Consider the following 16977-nt stretch of genomic DNA (forward strand, 5'->3'; position numbering starts at 1 on the left):
GCGCTCAGGGATCGTAGGGCCAGGGGTTGGACCGGGCGCGCGAGCCCTGGCGGATCAACTCCTCATTGGGATCGCCTTCCGTCGGGACGTACCGGCCCTGCCCTTCGTCCCAGCGCTCGGTCGGAGCACGGCTGCGGCGCTCTTCTTCCTCTTCCGCTCTGCGCCGGCTTTCGGCTGCGGTGTGCGCGTTGACCCGGCGCATCTGGCGCCACATCGCCCGCATCAGCAGGAAGGTGAGGCCAAAAACGATGGCCACCCCGGCAAAGGCTGTCAGCTGTTCCCCCATGCGGGCATGCTAGCAAGCCCGTCATGCGCCGCAAGGGCGGCGAGGCTTCTCGGCCAACCTGAACAGAACATGATCGAGAATGGCGGTGTGGCACAAAGGCAACACGCCGAAGTTGTAATTAAATTGCCATATTGCACTGCGGAATCGGAGGCCTACGTAGAGCCCCGGATGGCCATCCGAACCTGAGTAAATAAGTCCAAAGTTAGGAAATATAATGCGAATTCTCGCAGTGTCCGCGTTCGCCCTCGTGGCAGCCACCGCAACTCCCGCTTTCGCGCAGGACAGCGCCGCGCCGTTCAACGGCCCGCGCATCGAAGCCGAAGGCGGCTGGGATCACGTCGGCTCCGAGGGTGATGGCCGTTCGGGCTTCGTCTATGGCGGCGCCATCGGCTACGACAAGCAGTTCAACAACATCGTGATCGGCGCCGACGCCGAGATCACCGGCGCGACCACCAAGGAAGGTGGCGTGGAAGCCGGCCGTGACCTCTATGTCGGCGGTCGCGCAGGCTTCGTCGTCGGCGGTTCGACGCTGATCTACGGCAAGGCCGGCTACACCAATGCCCGCATCAGCGTCGGCAACGACGGCATCAACAACGACGGCTACCGTCTGGGCGCCGGCGTCGAGAAGAACTTCGGCCGCTTCTTCGGCAAGGTCGAGTATCGCTACTCGCGCTACGAGAAGATCGACCTGAACCGCGACCAGGTCGTCGCCGGCCTCGGCGTTCGCTTCTAAGCGAACCGATCAAATCCGGACAGCAAGGAGGGCCGCGCGGGCAACCGCGTGGCCCTTTTCCGTTCGGGAGATGCGGCAGGGACAAGCCCCATAACGGCCGCATGTCGGCATTGCCCGTCCCACATACTTCGGGCACGCTCCGGCCGTGCAGTTGCGCCGGCCCACCCTTTTCCGGTTCACCCTCCTGGCACTGGCTTGGCGGGCGCCCTCGGCGTCGCCTGGCTTTTGCTGCCGCCGGCAACCGCGGATGAGCGGGCGGTCCTCGAAAAGGTGGCGAAGGCACAGCCCGTAACGACCTGCCTGGCGCTCAAGACCAGGCGGCCCTCAGGCTATCACATCCCCTGGCGTGACAAGGTGAGGGACGCCGCGATCCTTCGCGCGGACGAACTTGCCCAATCCAGGGACGTGAGCCTCGCGCTCGACCTGGAAAGCCTCATCGACAATGCGCTGAAACTGGATTGCAGGACCAGGGCCACGCTTTCCACGCCAGCTTTTTCCGGGAGCTTCGCATTCGTCGAAGTGGCCGATAAAAACTCGCGCGATGCGATCGTTCTGCAAAAGAGCGGCAAGGGATGGGAGTTCGTCAGACATTATCCGGCCCCGATCCAGAGCGTGATAGTCTAGCTTCCTCCGACCGCTGGCCCATCTTCCAGCATGATCGAGCGCTGCGCCGTCCGGTCGCCATAGCTGTGCTCGGCCACTTTCGCGCCCGCCGCCTGCAGCGCCTCCGCCCGGTCCGCCGAGCGCACCCCGAAGATCGCCGCCTCAAGCGGCATCGTCCCCGCGAACGCCGGCACCGCGCGGACCCGCTCCAGCCAGTTCGCGGTTCGCGGCCAGCGTTCCGCATCTACCTCGAACCCGGCGAGCGAAGCGTTGCGGAAGAAGCAGGCATAGGTGAAATCAGCGGTGCAGACATGATCGAACAGGAAGCCCTCGCCCGGCGCCCGCGCCTCGATCCAGTCGAGCGCCTCGGGCAGGTCCTGCGTCACCGTCTTCTCGACCAGCGCATGGTCGATCTCGCGCTTCCACACATAGGGGACGATCGTCTTCTGGTAGAAGAGCCGCCAGATGATCAGGTCGCCCAGCCGGCTGTCGGCAAACTCCTCCATCCAGCGCGCCTTTGCCCGGTCGGCGGCGGCGCGCGGCATCAGCGGCGGCTCGGGCCAGCGCTCATCGACATATTCGGCGATCACCGTCGAATCGTTGAGCAGCAGATCGCCGTCGATCAGCACCGGAATCCGGCGCAAGGGACTTACCCGGGTGAATTCCTCGGTTCCGAAGAACGGCACGATCGGATCGATCTCATAGTCGACGCCCTTGTGATCAAGCGCGACGAACACCTTGCGGGCATAGGGCGAGACATGGTTGCCGATGATGAGCATGAGGCCTCCGCACTATCGCCGTTCCTGGATCAGAGCTCTATCTCGAAAAAGCGCAGCGGACCATCGCCCTCCTCCCAGACCGGCTCGCACTGGGCCGCCGCGACAAGGAATGCCGTGAGCCCCGGCGCCAGCACCTGGCGCTCGTCCTCGTCGCTGCCGATCACGATGATCTGCCCATGGCTACCGCCCGGAACCGGCGCGAGATCGACCGCATAGGCATTTCCCCCGCCATCGATCGCGAACGGAAACCAGCCGCGCCGGAAATATTCGCGCGCGACCGGCGGATCGCCCGCGCGCAGCGTGATCCATTCGTTCGGGTCGCTCTCGTCGCCCCATTCGTGGATGACGTCCACCCAGGTCCGATAATCATCGAGCGCGCGGGAGAGCGAAGCGAATTCATATCCGCCGAACAGGGGCGTCACGATCGTACCGGGCGTGGGATCGATCGGCTCATGGAAGCGCTTCTGCCCGTCCGCCCGCAGGTAGAGTTCCCGCAGGTCGTCGGGGAGGCGGAAGCCGATTTCCGCTTCCACCGCCATGATCGCCGCCCTGGTCGCCGGAGGGTTGAGCTGCGCTTCTGCGACGAAGCCGAGATCGTTCAGAAAGACGAGCCACGCATCGAACGCGGACTTGAAATCGCCAGCCATATCCGTTCCCCTTTCGTACCGTTTTCTATCGTGGGACGGGGACGCCGAACAGCATCGGACTGGGCAGAAGACTCCGGATCGGACATAGTTCGCGGCGGTTCGCGCCATTGCCGCAGCCTATACGCCGGTAACAATCGCACGGGTTGGTCTGGCCGCGCGGCCTCGCTAGACAAGGCGCCATGACCGCGAAACGTACCGGGGGCCGGATCCTCGTCGACAATCTGGTTGCGCAGGGCTGCGACCGCATCTTCCACGTGCCGGGCGAGAGCTTCCTCGCCGTGCTCGACGCGCTGCACGACACGCCGCGGATCGACGTGGTGACCTGCCGCCAGGAAGGCGGAGTCGGCTTCATGGCCTGCGCCGATGGCGCGATGACCGGCAAGCCTGGCGTCGCCTTCGTCACCCGCGGCCCGGGCGCGACCAATGCCTCGATCGGCGTGCATGTCGCGATGCAGGATTCGCAGCCGATGATCCTGTTCATCGGCGATGTCGACCGCGGCATGCGCGACCGCGAAGGCTTCCAGGAAGTCGATTTCCCCGCGATGTTCGCGCCGCTCGCAAAATGGGCGACCAAGATCGAGGACGCGCGCCGCATCCCCGAATATGTCGCCCGCGCCTATGCCGTGGCCATGTCCGGCCGACCGGGCCCGGTGGTGATCGCCCTGCCCGAGGACATGCTGTGCGACGAAGTCGAGGCTGTCGACCGGCCCGAGCTCGCCCCGCCGCTCCAGGCGCCCGACGGCTATGACCTCGACCAGATGTATGCGCTGCTGGAACAGGCCAAGCGCCCGGTCGCGATCGTCGGCGGCGCCGGCTGGGATGCCGAGACCGGCGAGGCCTTTCTCAAGTTCGCCGAGCGCATCGCCCTGCCCGTCGCCGGTGCCTTCCGCCGCCAGGACGCGATCCCCAACGCCTCGCCGGTCTGGGCCGGCAATCTGGGCTATGGCCCGAACCCGAAGCTGGTCCAGCGGATCAAGGATGCCGACCTGCTGCTGGTGGTCGGGGCACGCCTCGGCGAGGCGACCACCGACGGCTATACCTTGGTCACCCCCGATCATCCCGGCCAGACGCTGATCCACGTCCATCCGGACCCGAACGAGCTCAACCGCGTCTATCTCGCCGACCTGCCGATCTGCGCCAAACCGTTCGAGTTCGCGGCGACGCTGGCCGCCGATGAGGACGTCGAGCTTCCGAGCTTCGACGCCGAGCAGGCACATGCCGAGTGGCTCGACTGGTCCACCCCCAAGCCCCGCGACGGCGTGGCGCTCGATCTCGGCCAGTGCGTCGCGGCGATGCGCGCGGCGATGCCGGCGGACACGATCATCTGCAACGGCGCGGGCAATTTCTCGAGCTGGTGGCATCGCTACTGGCCCTATGCCGCCCACCCCTCCCAGCTCGCCCCCACTGCCGGGGCGATGGGCTATGGCGTGCCCGCGGCGGTGGCCGCGGCGATCCGCTTCCCCGATCGCACCGCGGTCGCGCTCGCCGGCGACGGCGACTTCATGATGAACGGCCAGGAGCTTGCCACCGCCGTCCAGCATGACGCCAACCTGATCGTGCTGCTGATCGACAACTCGACCTATGGCACGATCCGCATGCACCAGGAGCGCGAATACCCCACGCGCCTCTCGGGCACGACGCTGAAGAATCCGGATTTCGCCGCGCTCGCCCGCGCCTATGGCGGCTGGGCCGAGACGGTGGAGACGACCGAGCAGTTCGCCCCTGCCCTGGCCCGGGTGCTGGAGCGCGACGGCCTGCGCCTGCTCCACCTCAAGACCGATATCGAGTTCATCACCCCGGGGCTCACCGTCTCGGGCCTGCGGAGCAAATAAAGGCGGCCAGGTGCCGATTCGAAAGGTCCCTGCCCGCTATAATGCTGAAACAGGGATTCAATCGAAGAGGCATGATATGGGCTGGCGGCACCTGCACGTCGGGCGCAAGGGCGACAATCTGACCATCCAGAACCGTCAGGTCTGGAAGGAAGAATGGCGCTGGATCAACGCGGAGACCGTCCGCCTGCCCGATCCGATGGTGCCGGTCGATATCCTCTCGCACATGATCTGCGAGATCGGCCCGAAGACCCGCCCGGTCCGCTTCGCCGCCCACAAGCTGCAGAGCGACCTGTGGAGCTTCTACATCCCGGATTGATCCGGGAGCACAGCCTCAGTCCAGCAACCACGAGCGCTTCGGCGCCGCGCCGGACACCAGCGGATCGTCCGGCTGCGCCAGGCGCAGCTTCGCATCGGCCAGCGGCTTGCCGGTCAGCCGGTCGATCACCATCGGCTCGACCAGCGCATCGGTCTCCATATCGACCAGCCGGCTGGTGCCGCCTTCGCCATTGTGGCGCCGGCCCCATTCGCCGATCACGTGCAATACCGGCAGGAAATCGCGCCCGGCCTCGGTCAGCACATATTCGTCCCGCGGCGGGCGCTCGCTATAGCGCCGTTTCTCCACCAGCCCCGCCTCGCCCAGCGCGCGCAGCCGCGCGGTGAGGATGTTCGGCGCGATCTTCAGGCTCACCCGCAACTCCTCGAACCGGCGCAGGCCAAGCGAGAGATCGCGCAGGATCAGCATGCTCCACGCATCCCCGACCTTTTCCAGCCCACGGGCGACCGGGCAGCAGGTCCGATTTTTTTCTTCGCTCATATCCATTGCATAATGATAGTGACTCACTATTAAATTGCAAGCGACTCGATCTCCGGGCCGCTTCGGAGACGACCCATGACTGATTCCACCCTTGGCACCGCCCTGATCACCGGCGCTTCCACCGGCATCGGCGCCGTATATGCAGACCGGCTGGCGAAGCGCGGCCATGACCTGATCCTCGTTGCCCGCGATACCGCACGCATGCAGGCGCTGGCCGAGCGCCTCACCGCCGAGACCGGCCATACCGTCGAAGTGTTTCCCGCCGACCTCACCGATGGCGACGATCTCGACCGCGTCGCTAAGCGCCTCGCCACCGACGAAGCGATCACCCTGCTGGTCAACAATGCCGGCATGTCGCTGAACGGCGGGCTGCTCGACAATGAGGGGCCGGCGATCGAGCGGCTGATCGCACTCAACATCACCGCCCCCGCCCTGCTCGCTTCGGCCGCCGGCAAGGCGTTCAAGGCACGCGGGCGCGGTGCGATCATCAACGTCGCATCGGTGCTCGCCTTCGTGCCGGAGATGTATGACGGCACCTATTCGGGCTCCAAGGCCTTCCTGCTCAACCTGTCGCTCTCGCTCGCCGGCCAGCTCGAGCCGCTCGGCGTGCGCGTCCAGGCGGTGCTGCCCGGCGCTACCCGCACCGAGATCTGGGAGCGGTCGGGCAAGGACGTCGACAGCTTCCCGGCCGATTTCGTGATGGGCGTGGACGATCTGGTCAACGCGGCGCTGCTCGGTTTCGACCGGGGCGAGACCGTGACGATCCCGCCGCTCGCCGACGAGGGGTTGTACACCGCCTATACCGAGGCTCGCCTCGCCATGGGCCCGCACCTTTCGAAGCGCGACGTCGCGCCGCGTTATCGCGAGGTTGTGGAGGCCTGAGCGCACCACCAACCTGTTCCCCGGCGAAGGCCGGGGTCCAGGGTTGCTCCGCCGTCGCGCTTGTGGCTCTGGGCCCCGGCCTTCGCCGGGGAACAGGTCAGCGGGAGGAGAGGCTCACCAGCCCCTCGGCGATTCCCTTCCACACCGGATCGCGCTTCCGCCGCAGCAGCGCCACCGCCGTCCGCCCTTCGGCATCGGCAATATCCCCCCGCGCGCCGGCAGCCACGAACATCGCGAAATGCCCGGCCGCGCTGCCCTTCCTGAGCATCAGGTGCAGCGCGGTCCGCCCCTTGCCGTCGCGCGCATCGGGATTGGCGCCGCCATCCAGCAATTCCTCCGCCGGACCGAACTTGCTCCAGCCCACCGCCCCGAGCAGCGGCGTCTCGCCGCGGCCCGCGCCTTCCTCGATATCCGCGCCATGCGTCAGCAGCAGCCGAATCGTCGCACGATCCTCGTTCCAGGCGGCGGCGAACAGGCAGAAATCGGGATTGCAGCCACGCTTCAGCAGATATTCGGCCAGCGGATAGTTCTGGCCGCGCGCGATGGAGAACCAGAGCGGCGTGGCCCGCCATTCCCCTTCGGTGAAAGCGGCCTCGTCCAGTCCCAGGCCCAGGCCGAGCAGCAATTCCGCCATCGCGATCGGCGTGCCGGGCACCGAACAGGCCAGATGGAGCCAGTTCCGCCCCCGCTCGTCGCGGTGGCCAAGCAGGTCGGGACGCAGCGCCAGCCCCTCGCGCACCGCCTCCACCCGGTGGCCACGCACGCTTTCCGTGAGGCTGGTCTTCGAAACCATGGCCGCATCCTAAACGCGAGCACCCGCCATACAAAGAGGCCGCCCCGGTTTCCCGGAGCGGCCTCACCCGAGTATCCGCCTGGGCGGATCAGATATCGTCGCCGAGCGCGCCCTTCACCTTGCCGATGAACTGCTGGCCCTTCCCCTTGAGCTCCTGGGCCTTGCCCTCGGCATCCAGCTTGTCGTCGGCATGGGTGCGCTGCGGGTCGGCGGGATCGCCGGCCACGGCCTGCTTGGCCTTGCCCACCAGCTCGTTGACGTTGCCCTTGATCTTGTCGGTAAGTTCGCCCATGATTCCAGTCTCCTAGCCGCGGATTGGCGCTTGGCCGCGCTTGTCATCCGTCCGACTGAAACAACGGTCCGCGCTGGAAATGGGTTCCGTCATGCCTGAGCGGATTGCCGAACATTATGAAAGACATGCGCACGCGTTCGACCATGAGCGGCGCAAGCGCTTCGCCGAACGCGCCTGGCTCGACCGATTCCTGCTGGGGGTAGCGAAGGGTGCGCCGGTGCTCGATCTCGGCTGCGGGGCGGGCGAGCCGATCGCCCGCTACCTGATCGCCCATCATCATCCGGTCACCGGCGTCGATGCCTCGCACGAGATGATCGCGCTGTGCCGCACCCGCTTTCCGCGCGAGCGCTGGATTGTAGCCGATATGCGCAGCGTGCCGCTCGACACCGCCTATGGTGGGATCATCGCCTGGGACAGCGCCTTCCACCTGCCCGCCGACGACCAGCTTGCCCTGATCGCGCGTCTAGCGCCCTGGCTGGCGCCGGGTGGCACCTTGCTGTTCAACACCGGCCCGGCACGCGGCACCGCAATGGGCTGCCAGTTCGGCGAGGAGCTCTTCCACGCCAGCGCCGATCCGGCCGAATATCGCGCGGTGTTCGCGAAGACTGGCCTGTTCGAAGTCGCCTACAAGCCCGAGGACGCCGCTACCGGCGGCCGCTCGGTATGGCTGGTGCGGCGGCCGCATTAGCCCCCCCTCTATCGTCACCCCGGCCTCGAGCCGGGGTCCCGCTACCTTACCCAAGCGAAGAAGCGGGATCCCGGCGCCAGGCCGGGATGACCGAAGCTAGGGCGCCACCTTCTGCAGGAACGCCAGCACCGCCGTCCAGGCCGGCTCGGACCCGTCGGGATTCTTCGCGCGCAGCAAGGTCGAGGAACCGTGCACCCCGCCCAGCTTGGGCACGAACTGCTCCTTGGCACCGGGCACCGCGGCGAGGATGTCGCGCGCCGCGTCGATCTCGTGCCCGTCCTTGGCGGAGGTCGCGAACACCGGCACCCGCACCTTGGCCGCAGCCTTCGCCACCAGCGTCTTGTCGTCGAAATATTCGCCCGGCGAGAAGGCCATCACCGCCCGCAGCTCGGGATGCTCGGCCGCGAGCAGAAATACCAGCGATGCCGAATAGCTGCTGCCCCACAGGATCACCGGCAGCTTCTTCGCCTCGGCCCAGGCAAGCGCGGCCTCCAGATCCGGCTTCGCCGCCAGATATTCGGCCGGAGTCGCGACATGGCCCGGCTTCACGCCCACGCCCTTGGCGGTCGCGTTTCCGCCGAACAGCTCGCCGCCGGCACGCTGGTCGATCCGCAGCGAGGCATAGCCCCAGGTGGCGAGGCGCGGCGCGATCGTGGCGTATTCGTCCTTGCCCGATTCGGCCTGGTGGAAGAGCAGGATCAGCGCCTTGGGCTTCTCCACGCCGGTATGGACGCCGGCGATCTTCACGCCGTCCGCCGCGGTGAGCGTCACCGGCTCGGCCGAGATCGAGCGTGCCTCCTTGGGCACGTTGGCGGGCTTGGGATGGCAGGCCGAGAGCGCCAGCAACGCAAGCGCCGCAGCAGCGCCCCGCATCAGATCAGGCCTGCCAGCGGGCTCGACGGATCGGCATAGCGGCGCTTGGCCATGCGCCCGGCACGATAGGAAAGCCGGCCGGCTTCCACTGCCGCCTTCATCGCAGCCGCCATCAGGATCGGGTCCTTGGCCTCGGCGATCGCGGTGTTCATCAGGATGCCGTCGCAGCCCAGCTCCATGCCGATCGCGGCGTCGCTAGCGCTTCCCACGCCGGCATCGACCAGCACCGGCACCTTGGCGCCTTCCACGATCAGCCGGATCGTCACCTGGTTCTGGATGCCCAGGCCCGAGCCGATCGGCGCGCCCAGCGGCATGATCGCCACCGCGCCCGCATCCTCCAGCCGCTTGGCGGCGATCGGATCATCGACGCAATAGACCATCGGCTTGAAGCCTTCGTTCGCCAGAATTTCCGTGGCCCGGAGAGTCTCGACCATGTCCGGGTAGAGAGTCCGCGCCTCGCCCAGCACTTCGAGCTTCACCAGCTCCCAGCCGCCCGCCTCACGTGCCAGGCGCAGCGTGCGGATCGCCGATTCGGCATCGAAGCAGCCGGCGGTGTTGGGCAGGTAGGTGATCTTCTTGGGATCGATATAGTCGGTGAGCATCGGCGCGTTCGGATCGCTGACGTTCACCCGCCGCACCGCCACGGTGACGATCTCGGCGCCCGAAGCAGTCACCGCTGCCGCGTTCTGCTCGAAATCCTTGTACTTGCCGGTGCCGACGATCAGCCGCGAGCGGAAGGTCTTGCCGGCGACGCTCCACGTGTCTTCGTCCACCGGCTTGCCATGGTCGCCGCCACCGACGAAGTGGACGATCTCCAGCTCGTCGCCATCCTCGACGACCACCTGGTCCAGTGTCGAGCGCGGAACGACCTCAAGGTTGCGCTCCACCGCCAGCTTGGCGGGCACCAGGCCGAGCTCCTCGGCCAGCTGGGCGATGGTCAGGCCGGCCGTCACCCGCTTGTGCTCGCCGTTTACGGTGATGGAGACGGTGCCGTCGCTGTGCATGAACTGTCCTTGGAAATTGATCGGAAGCGCGGGCTCATATAGGGAAGCCGCTCCCGCGCCCGCAACCGAAAGGCTTGGCCTTGGCCAACACGATCTACGTCCTCAACGGTCCCAACCTGAATCTGCTGGGGCTGCGCGAGCCGGAGATCTACGGTTCGGACACGCTCGACGACATTGCCGGCCGGCTGGAAGACCGTGCCAAGGAGCTCGATCTCGAGATCGACCTGCGCCAGTCCAACCATGAGGGCCATCTGGTCGACTGGCTGCACGAGGCCCAGGCGCGCGGTGCAAAAGCCGTCTTGCTGAATGCCGGTGCCTTCACCCATACCAGCCTGGCGCTCTACGATGCGATCCGCTCGATCAGGACGCCGGTACTCGAAGTCCATCTCTCCAACCCGCTCGCCCGGGAGGAGTTTCGCCACCACAGCTATGTGGGCATGGCCGCCAAGGGAACCATCTCCGGTTTCGGGGCGCTGTCCTACATGCTTGCGCTTGAAGCCGCCGCGCTCCTCTGACAAAGGGCGCGGTTTCATCGGAAGAACGAGATCAAATGGCAGACAAGAACGACAAGGCGGGCGCCATGCAGGTTGATATCGAGCTGGTGCGCCAGCTCGCCGCAGTGCTCGACGAAACCAATCTGACCGAAATCGAGGTCGAGGACGCCGACCGCAAGGTCCGCGTCGCCCGCACCGTGCAGGCTGCGCCCGCGATCATGCAGGCGCCGATGGCCGCGCCCGTGGCCGCCCCGGTTGCCGCGCCCGCCGCTGCGGCTCCGGCCGCCGAAGCCGCGCCGGTCGCCGCGCTCAACGCCGTCAAGTCGCCGATGGTCGGCACCGCCTATCTCGCGCCGAACCCGGAAGCCGCGAACTTCATCGCAGTCGGCCAGTCGGTGAAGGCCGGCGACACGCTGCTGATCATCGAGGCGATGAAGGTGATGAACCCGATCCACGCCACCTCGGCCGGCACGGTCAAGGCGATCCTGGTCGACAACGGCCAGCCGGTCGAGTTCGACCAGCCCCTCGTGGTGGTCGAGTAAGCGCCTTGCCCGAGATCAAGAAGCTCCTGATCGCAAATCGCGGCGAGATCGCGCTGCGCATCCATCGTGCCTGCCACGAGATGGGCATCAAGACCGTCGCGGTGCACTCCACCGCCGATTCGGACGCGATGCATGTCCGCCTCGCCGACGAGGCGATCTGCATCGGGCCGCCGGCTGCCGCCGAGAGCTATCTGAAGATCGACCGGATCATCGCCGCGGCGGAGATCTCGGGCGCGGATGCGATCCACCCGGGCTATGGCTTCCTCTCGGAGAACGCCAAGTTCGCCGAGATCGTCGAGGCGCACGGCATCATCTTCGTCGGCCCCAAGCCCGAGCATATCCGCACCATGGGCGACAAGATCGAGGCGAAGCGCACCGCCGGCGCGCTCGGCCTGCCGCTCGTCCCTGGCTCGGACGGCGCGATCAGCGATGTCGAGGAAGCCAAGAAGATCGCGGAAGCCGCCGGCTATCCGGTGATCATCAAGGCCGCGTCGGGCGGCGGCGGCCGCGGCATGAAGGTCGTGACCAACCCGGCCGATCTCGAAGCGCAGATGCTCCAGGCGGGCAGCGAGGCCAAGGCCGCCTTCGGCGACGCCACCGTCTATCTCGAAAAGTATCTCGGCAACCCGCGCCACATCGAAGTGCAGGTGTTCGGCGACGGCAATGGCAACGCCATCCACCTCGGCGAGCGCGACTGCTCGCTCCAGCGCCGCCACCAGAAGGTGCTCGAGGAAGCCCCCTCGCCCGTCCTCTCGTCCGAGGAGCGCGAGCGCATCGGCGGGATCTGCGCCAGGGCGATGGCCGACATGGGCTATCGCGGCGCCGGCACGATCGAGTTCCTGTGGGAAAATGGCGAGTTCTACTTCATCGAGATGAACACCCGCCTGCAGGTGGAGCATCCGGTGACCGAGGCGATCACCGGCCTCGATCTCGTCCGCGAGCAGATCCGCGTCGCCGAGGGCCATGGCCTGACGCTGCGCCAGGAGGACGTCGTCTTCCGCGGCCATGCGATCGAGTGCCGCATCAACGCCGAGGACCCGCGCACCTTCGCCCCCTCGCCGGGCCTGGTGAAGGGCTATCACGCGCCGGGCGGCATGAACGTCCGCGTCGATTCGGGCCTCTACGCCGGCTACAAGGTGCCGCCCTATTACGACTCGATGATCGCCAAGCTGATCGTCTACGGCACCACCCGCCAGGGCGCGCTGCGCCGCCTGCGCCGGGCGCTGGAGGAGTTCGTGATCGACGGGATGAAGACCACCATCCCGCTCCACCAGGCGCTGCTCGACGACCCCGAGTTCCAGAAGGGCGAGTACACGATCAAGTGGCTCGAAGAGTGGCTGGCACGCCAGGACGAGGCCTGATCCCATCCGGGATCAGGTCCGCCTGAAAGGATTCGTTACAAGTAGATCATCATCCCCATCGCTCGATTTCGGAACGTCATCGACGCCCGAACGCCGGACTTTACCGAAGCCGACTGAATGAGAAGAGATTTACTGGTATCGAATCCCATCAATTGTAGAGAGAAGCCAAAAATCTCGATTCGCCCCGGCCCGGCATCGACAGTAACTGCCGTCGGAACCGACAAAGGGCCTTCAGTCCGATCATAATCAAACCAAAAGGCAATATTGGAAGACTGGCCAGCAATCTTTGCCCGCTTGCCGCCCCAGCGCAGGTCGGCCTCCCCTGCCGGCCCCTCGTGATAGTCAACTGGCGAATAAGAAATTGGTGATGGCAGCGCCTCAATTTGCTTATGCCGTACCCCAATCACATTTCCCTTCTTACTCACGGCCATGCCGTCGGGATTGATCGAGGTGAACGCGACTTTCTGAATTCCGTCGAATTTTCCGTCGGCATTGCTGTCGATTAGGCAGGCCCCAGCCATGCCGATTCCGCTTGCGCGCAAAGGCACGCAATAGCGCCCGCTACGATTCTCGGTTGCGATTAGCACCACACCCCGGCGCAATGGCGCGCTTGGGTCGATGGACGCGCGCATAGCTAAATCGCTATTTAGCCCAACGTCTTCATCCAGCTTAATCGCAAAGGGGGCATAGGTCTTCAATTTGAGGATCGAATCTCCAGCGTGCACTGATCGCACAGCAATGTCCGCAGTTTCGACTGCTTCGACGATCACAAACCCTTCGGGCGCTTGCTGCGCTGACGCTGGACTAATAAAATTCAGCCCCCACACGACCAGGACGGCTGCCACAAGACCAAAGTGAATTTCTCGCATAGCCCCCCTCAAACCCAACGATTGGTATCACAACTTCTTCGTTTCAAGACAATCAAGGCACAAGCATGAAGGCCACGATCTACCACAATCCCCGCTGCTCCAAGTCACGCGAGGCGCTGGCGATCCTGAACGAGACGCCGGGCATCGAGGTCGAGATCATCGAGTATCTCAAGACCCCGCCGAGCCGCGACACGCTGAAGGACCTCTATGCCCGCGCCGGCATGACCCCGCGCGAAGGCCTGCGCATCGCCGAGGACGCCGCCAAGCCGCTCAAGGGCGCGGACGACGACACCATCCTCGATGCGATGGCCGCAAACCCGATCCTGATCGAGCGCCCGCTGGTCGTCACCGAGAAGGGCGTTCGCCTCGGCCGCCCGCCGGAGAATATCCGATCCATCCTATAATTTTCGGCCCGGACGCCCGGTTATCCACGGCTTTCCGAGCTTTGGTGGCCTGAAAATTAACGATCCGCCGCGTAGCATTCTCGTCGAAACGGGGGTGGAAATGCCGGTAAGGTTCAGGAATTACAGGAAAGGTCCGAAACGGGAGGCCGTGCGACTCAGCACCGGCCGAATTGGCGAGTCGCGGGCATGAACGCGCCTGTCTCGCTCCATTCCCCGCTCGACCGCCTCACCTCCTGGTTCCGGCGCAGCGACGGCACCGAATCCGATCGGGTCGCGCAGTATCGCCTGCGCTACGAGCAGGTCGGCGCCCTGCTGTTTCAATATGGTCTCGAGCCGACCACGACCAATTTCGACTTCGCCAGCCGCTTCCTCGACGGCAATGATACCGCGCTGATCCAGGCGGCCCAGACGGTTCTCGAATTCAAGGGCAAGCTCAGCGACCGCGACGTGGAGCGGATCGTCGAGCGCTGCACGCCCAACGACACGCCCGACAAGCTCGACAAGCTCACCCGCCAGCTCGAGGCCAAGGTTGCCGAATGCCTTGGCGCCGTCGGCGATGCCTCGGCTTCGACCAGTGCCTATTCGACCGCGCTCGGCGAAGCCGCCGGGCAGATGGAGAAGGAGCCGGCCGAGGCCTATCGCCGCCTGCTCGCCGCAACGCTCGACGTCGCCGAGACCACACGGCGGATCGGCGGCCGGCTGGAGAGCACCCGCGAGGACACCAAGCGGCTGCGCGCCGATCTCCAGCGCGCGGTGCGCGAGGCGGAAGAGGATCACCTCACCTGCCTGCCCAATCGCCGCGGCTTCTTCACCCGGATGGAAGAGGCGCTGGCCCGCACCGACGCCGCGCCCTTCGCGCTGGCGCTGTGCGACATCGACAATTTCAAGGCGATCAACGACCGCCACGGCCACCAGACCGGCGACCGGGTGCTCCGCTTCGTCGGCCGCACGCTGAGCGAGTTCCTCGGTCGCCGGGTGACGGTCGGCCGCTATGGCGGCGAGGAGTTCATCTGCCTGTTCGAAGGCAGCGATGCCGAGGATGCGGCAGACACGCTCGACGCCTGCCGCGCCAGGCTGCGCGAACGGATGCTGCGCGACCAGACCACCGACATGCCGATCGGCCGGATCAGCTTCTCCGCCGGCGTCACCACGGTCACCGGCGATCCAAGCGAAGCGCTGCGCATCGCCGACGAACTCCTCTATGCGGCCAAGCACGCCGGCAAGGATCGGGTGGTCACCTCCACCAGCGCGATCGCCTCGGCGGCCTGACCCTGACAGCTCCCCGGCGAAAGCCGGGGCCCAGGGTCACAAGCGACACGGCATAGAAACCCTGGGCCCCGGCGTTCGCCGGGGAACGGCGCTTTTCCAAAGCCCCCCAACTCCGCAAGAACCGTCAGGCGCCCCACCACCCCTTGCGGCATCCCCTCCCCTCAGGGAGACCAGGAACCGTGAAGCCAGACGCAAGCCAGCACTATCTCGCCCGGATGGGCCGCGTGCTCGATCATATCGACGCGCATCTCGACGCCGATCTCGGCACCGGGGCGCTGGCGCGCGTCGCGGCCTTCTCGCCCTTCCATTTCCACCGCCAGTTCGCCGAACTCTTCGGGATCAGCGTCCACCGCTATGTCCAGCTCGCCCGCCTGAAACGGGCCTCGCTCGCCCTCGCCTACCGGAAGCAAAGCGTGCTCGACATCGCGCTCGACTCCGGATTCGGCGGGCCTGAGGCCTTTGCGCGCGCGTTCCGGCAGCGGATCGGACAAAGCCCGAGCGAATTCCGTGCCGGCCCGGAATGGGCTCCCTGGAACGCGGCCCTCGCGCCGCTCGAACAGGCAAGGAGCCAGCACATGACGCCCACCTTCACCGATGCCGATGTCACCATCATCGATTTCCCCGACACGCCGGTCGCACTGGTCGAACATCACGGCGATCCCGTCGCGATCGGCGACACGATCCGCCGCTTCATCGACTGGCGCCGCGCCAATGGCCTGCCGCCGGCGAAGAGCGCGACCTTCAACATCCTGCACAATGATCCGGAAAGCGTGCCGGCCGAGGATTACCGGCTCGACATCGCCTGCGCGGCGAACCGCGTCGCGCCCAATCATGCCGGCGTCACCGAAGGCCTGATCCCTGCCGGCCGCTGCGCCCTGATCCGGATGACGGGCCCGGGCGACAATCTCCGCCCCGCCGCCCACTTCCTCTACGCCGACTGGCTCCCGCGCAGCGGCGAGGAACTGCGCGACTTCCCGATGTTCGCGCAAAGGGTGAAGTTCTTTCCGGACGTGCCGGCCAGCGAGGCCGTGACGGACGTGTTCCTGCCCTTGAATTAGCCGCCCCCGGTAACCGTCCTTCCCGCCTTCGCGGGGAGGACGACGAAAGAGATGCGCGTTAGCCCAACTTCACTGCTTCAAATGGGTGATGTCCTGCTTGAGCCCGTACAGATACGCCGCCCGACCATCGCGGACCTCGACGTCGGCGGTAATCCGCATCCAGCGCGCCTCTCCATTCGGGCGCCGGATTTCGGCCTCGAAGGTGAAGCTCCCGCAGGTCGCGATCGCGTCATCGCGTAGTCGCTTGAGCTCCGCCTGCGATTCGGCGCTGTACATCGCCACCGCGTCTTCACGACGCAGCGGCACGTCCGGTGGCAGCCCGAATATCTCGAACACCCCGGGCGTCCAGCGCAGCGAATCGTCGGAAAGGTCGCATTCCCAGGCGGCAGGCATCGGGGCGAGCACGCCGGGCGCTTCGTCGGGCACGACATGCAGCCCGTTCGCCCAGCCCATCGGCACGCGGCCCGATGCCGGCTCCGCTACCCGATCTATCCAGTGACGCGACAAGCTACCACCCGAGATCCTGCTCCCTATGTCCCTTTGCTACGCCTGTAGTGGTTAATGTCCAGTCCCATCGAACAGCGACGAATCGGTCTTTTAATGTAGGATTCCATCTGCTTGGCTGCCCGGCGATGCCGATCCGCCTCTCCTCCCCCGCTACGCTGCCCGCCAATCCGGTGCCGATGTTTTCCGGCGCCGCGCACCCGCGTTGGGGATTCAAGAGATTCAACATTTCTGCTTCCGCCCCGCTCGG

The 16977-nt window shown here is 66.1% G+C and carries 22 protein-coding genes; 12 read left to right on the forward strand and 10 right to left on the reverse strand.

Going from position 1 to position 16977, the window contains the following annotated elements; genetic code table 11:
- Positions 1-4: 4 nt before the first annotated feature.
- Complete coding sequence (locus tag AC1RJ5_RS07280; RefSeq protein WP_493112514.1) at positions 5-286, reverse strand: hypothetical protein; 282 nt, start codon at positions 284-286, stop codon at positions 5-7.
- Between the two features lie 214 nt (positions 287-500).
- Here AC1RJ5_RS07280 and AC1RJ5_RS07285 point away from each other — a divergent pair, with 214 nt between their 5' ends.
- Both AC1RJ5_RS07285 and AC1RJ5_RS07290 read left to right on the forward strand, forming a co-directional pair.
- Positions 501-1019 carry an outer membrane protein gene (locus AC1RJ5_RS07285; protein WP_269574476.1) on the forward strand — a complete coding sequence of 173 codons (519 nt, stop codon included), beginning with the start codon at positions 501-503 and terminating at the stop codon, positions 1017-1019.
- Positions 1020-1214: 195 nt separating this feature from the next.
- Positions 1215-1643 carry a hypothetical protein gene (locus AC1RJ5_RS07290; RefSeq protein WP_493112517.1) on the forward strand — a complete coding sequence of 143 codons (429 nt, stop codon included), beginning with the start codon at positions 1215-1217 and terminating at the stop codon, positions 1641-1643.
- Here AC1RJ5_RS07290 and AC1RJ5_RS07295 read toward each other — a convergent pair.
- Both AC1RJ5_RS07295 and AC1RJ5_RS07300 read right to left on the reverse strand, forming a co-directional pair.
- Positions 1640-2401 (reverse strand): glutathione S-transferase family protein, encoded by a 762-nt coding sequence (locus AC1RJ5_RS07295; RefSeq protein WP_493112519.1) that lies wholly within the window; start codon positions 2399-2401, stop codon positions 1640-1642. The genes AC1RJ5_RS07290 and AC1RJ5_RS07295 overlap by 4 nt on opposite strands.
- A gap of 29 nt (positions 2402-2430) precedes the next feature.
- Positions 2431-3048, reverse strand: a complete 618-nt coding sequence (locus AC1RJ5_RS07300) for an SMI1/KNR4 family protein (RefSeq protein ID WP_493112521.1) — start codon at positions 3046-3048, stop codon at positions 2431-2433.
- A gap of 179 nt (positions 3049-3227) precedes the next feature.
- Between AC1RJ5_RS07300 and AC1RJ5_RS07305 the strand changes: the two genes are divergently transcribed.
- Positions 3228-4880 carry a thiamine pyrophosphate-binding protein gene (locus AC1RJ5_RS07305; RefSeq protein WP_493112523.1) on the forward strand — a complete coding sequence of 551 codons (1653 nt, stop codon included), beginning with the start codon at positions 3228-3230 and terminating at the stop codon, positions 4878-4880.
- A 76-nt stretch (positions 4881-4956) separates the two neighbouring features.
- The gene (locus tag AC1RJ5_RS07310) at positions 4957-5196 is read left to right on the forward strand and encodes a hypothetical protein (RefSeq protein WP_184169507.1); all 240 of its coding nucleotides are present in this window, start codon (positions 4957-4959) and stop codon (positions 5194-5196) included.
- Between the two features lie 15 nt (positions 5197-5211).
- Here AC1RJ5_RS07310 and AC1RJ5_RS07315 read toward each other — a convergent pair whose 3' ends face one another.
- Entirely contained in the window at positions 5212-5694 is a 483-nt protein-coding gene (locus tag AC1RJ5_RS07315; protein ID WP_342250395.1) for a winged helix-turn-helix transcriptional regulator, read from the reverse strand.
- Positions 5695-5769: 75 nt separating this feature from the next.
- On the opposite strand from AC1RJ5_RS07315, the gene AC1RJ5_RS07320 reads away from it, so the two are divergent.
- Positions 5770-6576 carry an SDR family NAD(P)-dependent oxidoreductase gene (locus tag AC1RJ5_RS07320; protein ID WP_493112526.1) on the forward strand — a complete coding sequence of 269 codons (807 nt, stop codon included), beginning with the start codon at positions 5770-5772 and terminating at the stop codon, positions 6574-6576.
- Between the two features lie 97 nt (positions 6577-6673).
- Here the strand turns inward: AC1RJ5_RS07320 and AC1RJ5_RS07325 are convergent, their stop codons facing one another.
- Positions 6674-7369, reverse strand: coding sequence for an ankyrin repeat domain-containing protein (locus tag AC1RJ5_RS07325; RefSeq protein ID WP_493112528.1), 696 nt, complete (start codon positions 7367-7369; stop codon positions 6674-6676).
- Between the two features lie 88 nt (positions 7370-7457).
- A complete protein-coding gene (locus AC1RJ5_RS07330; protein ID WP_269574468.1) occupies positions 7458-7661 on the reverse strand; it encodes a CsbD family protein in 204 nt (67 codons plus the stop codon).
- Positions 7662-7752: 91 nt separating this feature from the next.
- Between AC1RJ5_RS07330 and AC1RJ5_RS07335 the strand changes: the two genes are divergently transcribed.
- Positions 7753-8349: a class I SAM-dependent methyltransferase gene (locus AC1RJ5_RS07335; RefSeq protein ID WP_493112530.1), complete on the forward strand. Its 597-nt coding sequence runs from the start codon at positions 7753-7755 to the stop codon at positions 8347-8349.
- 96 nt (positions 8350-8445) lie between these two features.
- Here the strand turns inward: AC1RJ5_RS07335 and AC1RJ5_RS07340 are convergent, their stop codons facing one another.
- Entirely contained in the window at positions 8446-9222 is a 777-nt protein-coding gene (locus tag AC1RJ5_RS07340) for an alpha/beta hydrolase (RefSeq protein WP_493112532.1), read from the reverse strand.
- On the reverse strand, positions 9222-10226 hold the full coding sequence (thiS, locus tag AC1RJ5_RS07345; RefSeq protein WP_493112534.1) for a sulfur carrier protein ThiS: 1005 nt from the start codon (positions 10224-10226) through the stop codon (positions 9222-9224). Before thiS ends, AC1RJ5_RS07340 begins: the two co-directional genes overlap by 1 nt.
- Before the next feature lie 80 nt (positions 10227-10306).
- Here thiS and aroQ point away from each other — a divergent pair, with 80 nt between their 5' ends.
- From aroQ to accC, 3 genes are read left to right on the forward strand one after another with little or no spacing between them, the layout of a single operon-like run.
- Complete coding sequence (gene aroQ, locus AC1RJ5_RS07350) at positions 10307-10741, forward strand: type II 3-dehydroquinate dehydratase (protein WP_269574464.1); 435 nt, start codon at positions 10307-10309, stop codon at positions 10739-10741.
- A gap of 35 nt (positions 10742-10776) precedes the next feature.
- Entirely contained in the window at positions 10777-11262 is a 486-nt protein-coding gene (gene accB / locus AC1RJ5_RS07355; protein WP_184169532.1) for an acetyl-CoA carboxylase biotin carboxyl carrier protein, read from the forward strand.
- Positions 11263-11267: 5 nt separating this feature from the next.
- Positions 11268-12623 carry an acetyl-CoA carboxylase biotin carboxylase subunit gene (gene accC, locus AC1RJ5_RS07360; RefSeq protein WP_269574463.1) on the forward strand — a complete coding sequence of 452 codons (1356 nt, stop codon included), beginning with the start codon at positions 11268-11270 and terminating at the stop codon, positions 12621-12623.
- A 35-nt stretch (positions 12624-12658) separates the two neighbouring features.
- Here the strand turns inward: accC and AC1RJ5_RS07365 are convergent, their stop codons facing one another.
- Complete coding sequence (locus tag AC1RJ5_RS07365; RefSeq protein ID WP_269574462.1) at positions 12659-13492, reverse strand: hypothetical protein; 834 nt, start codon at positions 13490-13492, stop codon at positions 12659-12661.
- Between the two features lie 65 nt (positions 13493-13557).
- Here AC1RJ5_RS07365 and arsC point away from each other — a divergent pair, with 65 nt between their 5' ends.
- From arsC to AC1RJ5_RS07380, 3 genes are all read left to right on the forward strand, one after another.
- On the forward strand, positions 13558-13896 hold the full coding sequence (arsC, locus tag AC1RJ5_RS07370; RefSeq protein ID WP_342251606.1) for an arsenate reductase (glutaredoxin): 339 nt from the start codon (positions 13558-13560) through the stop codon (positions 13894-13896).
- 186 nt (positions 13897-14082) lie between these two features.
- A complete protein-coding gene (locus tag AC1RJ5_RS07375) occupies positions 14083-15165 on the forward strand; it encodes a GGDEF domain-containing protein (protein ID WP_493112538.1) in 1083 nt (360 codons plus the stop codon).
- Between the two features lie 179 nt (positions 15166-15344).
- Entirely contained in the window at positions 15345-16223 is an 879-nt protein-coding gene (locus tag AC1RJ5_RS07380) for an AraC family transcriptional regulator (RefSeq protein ID WP_493112540.1), read from the forward strand.
- Positions 16224-16292: 69 nt separating this feature from the next.
- Here AC1RJ5_RS07380 and AC1RJ5_RS07385 read toward each other — a convergent pair whose 3' ends face one another.
- Entirely contained in the window at positions 16293-16730 is a 438-nt protein-coding gene (locus AC1RJ5_RS07385; RefSeq protein ID WP_493112542.1) for a PAS domain-containing protein, read from the reverse strand.
- Positions 16731-16977 lie beyond the last annotated feature (247 nt).

The organism is Sphingomonas sp. GW822-FHT03G08 (genome assembly GCF_058801135.1).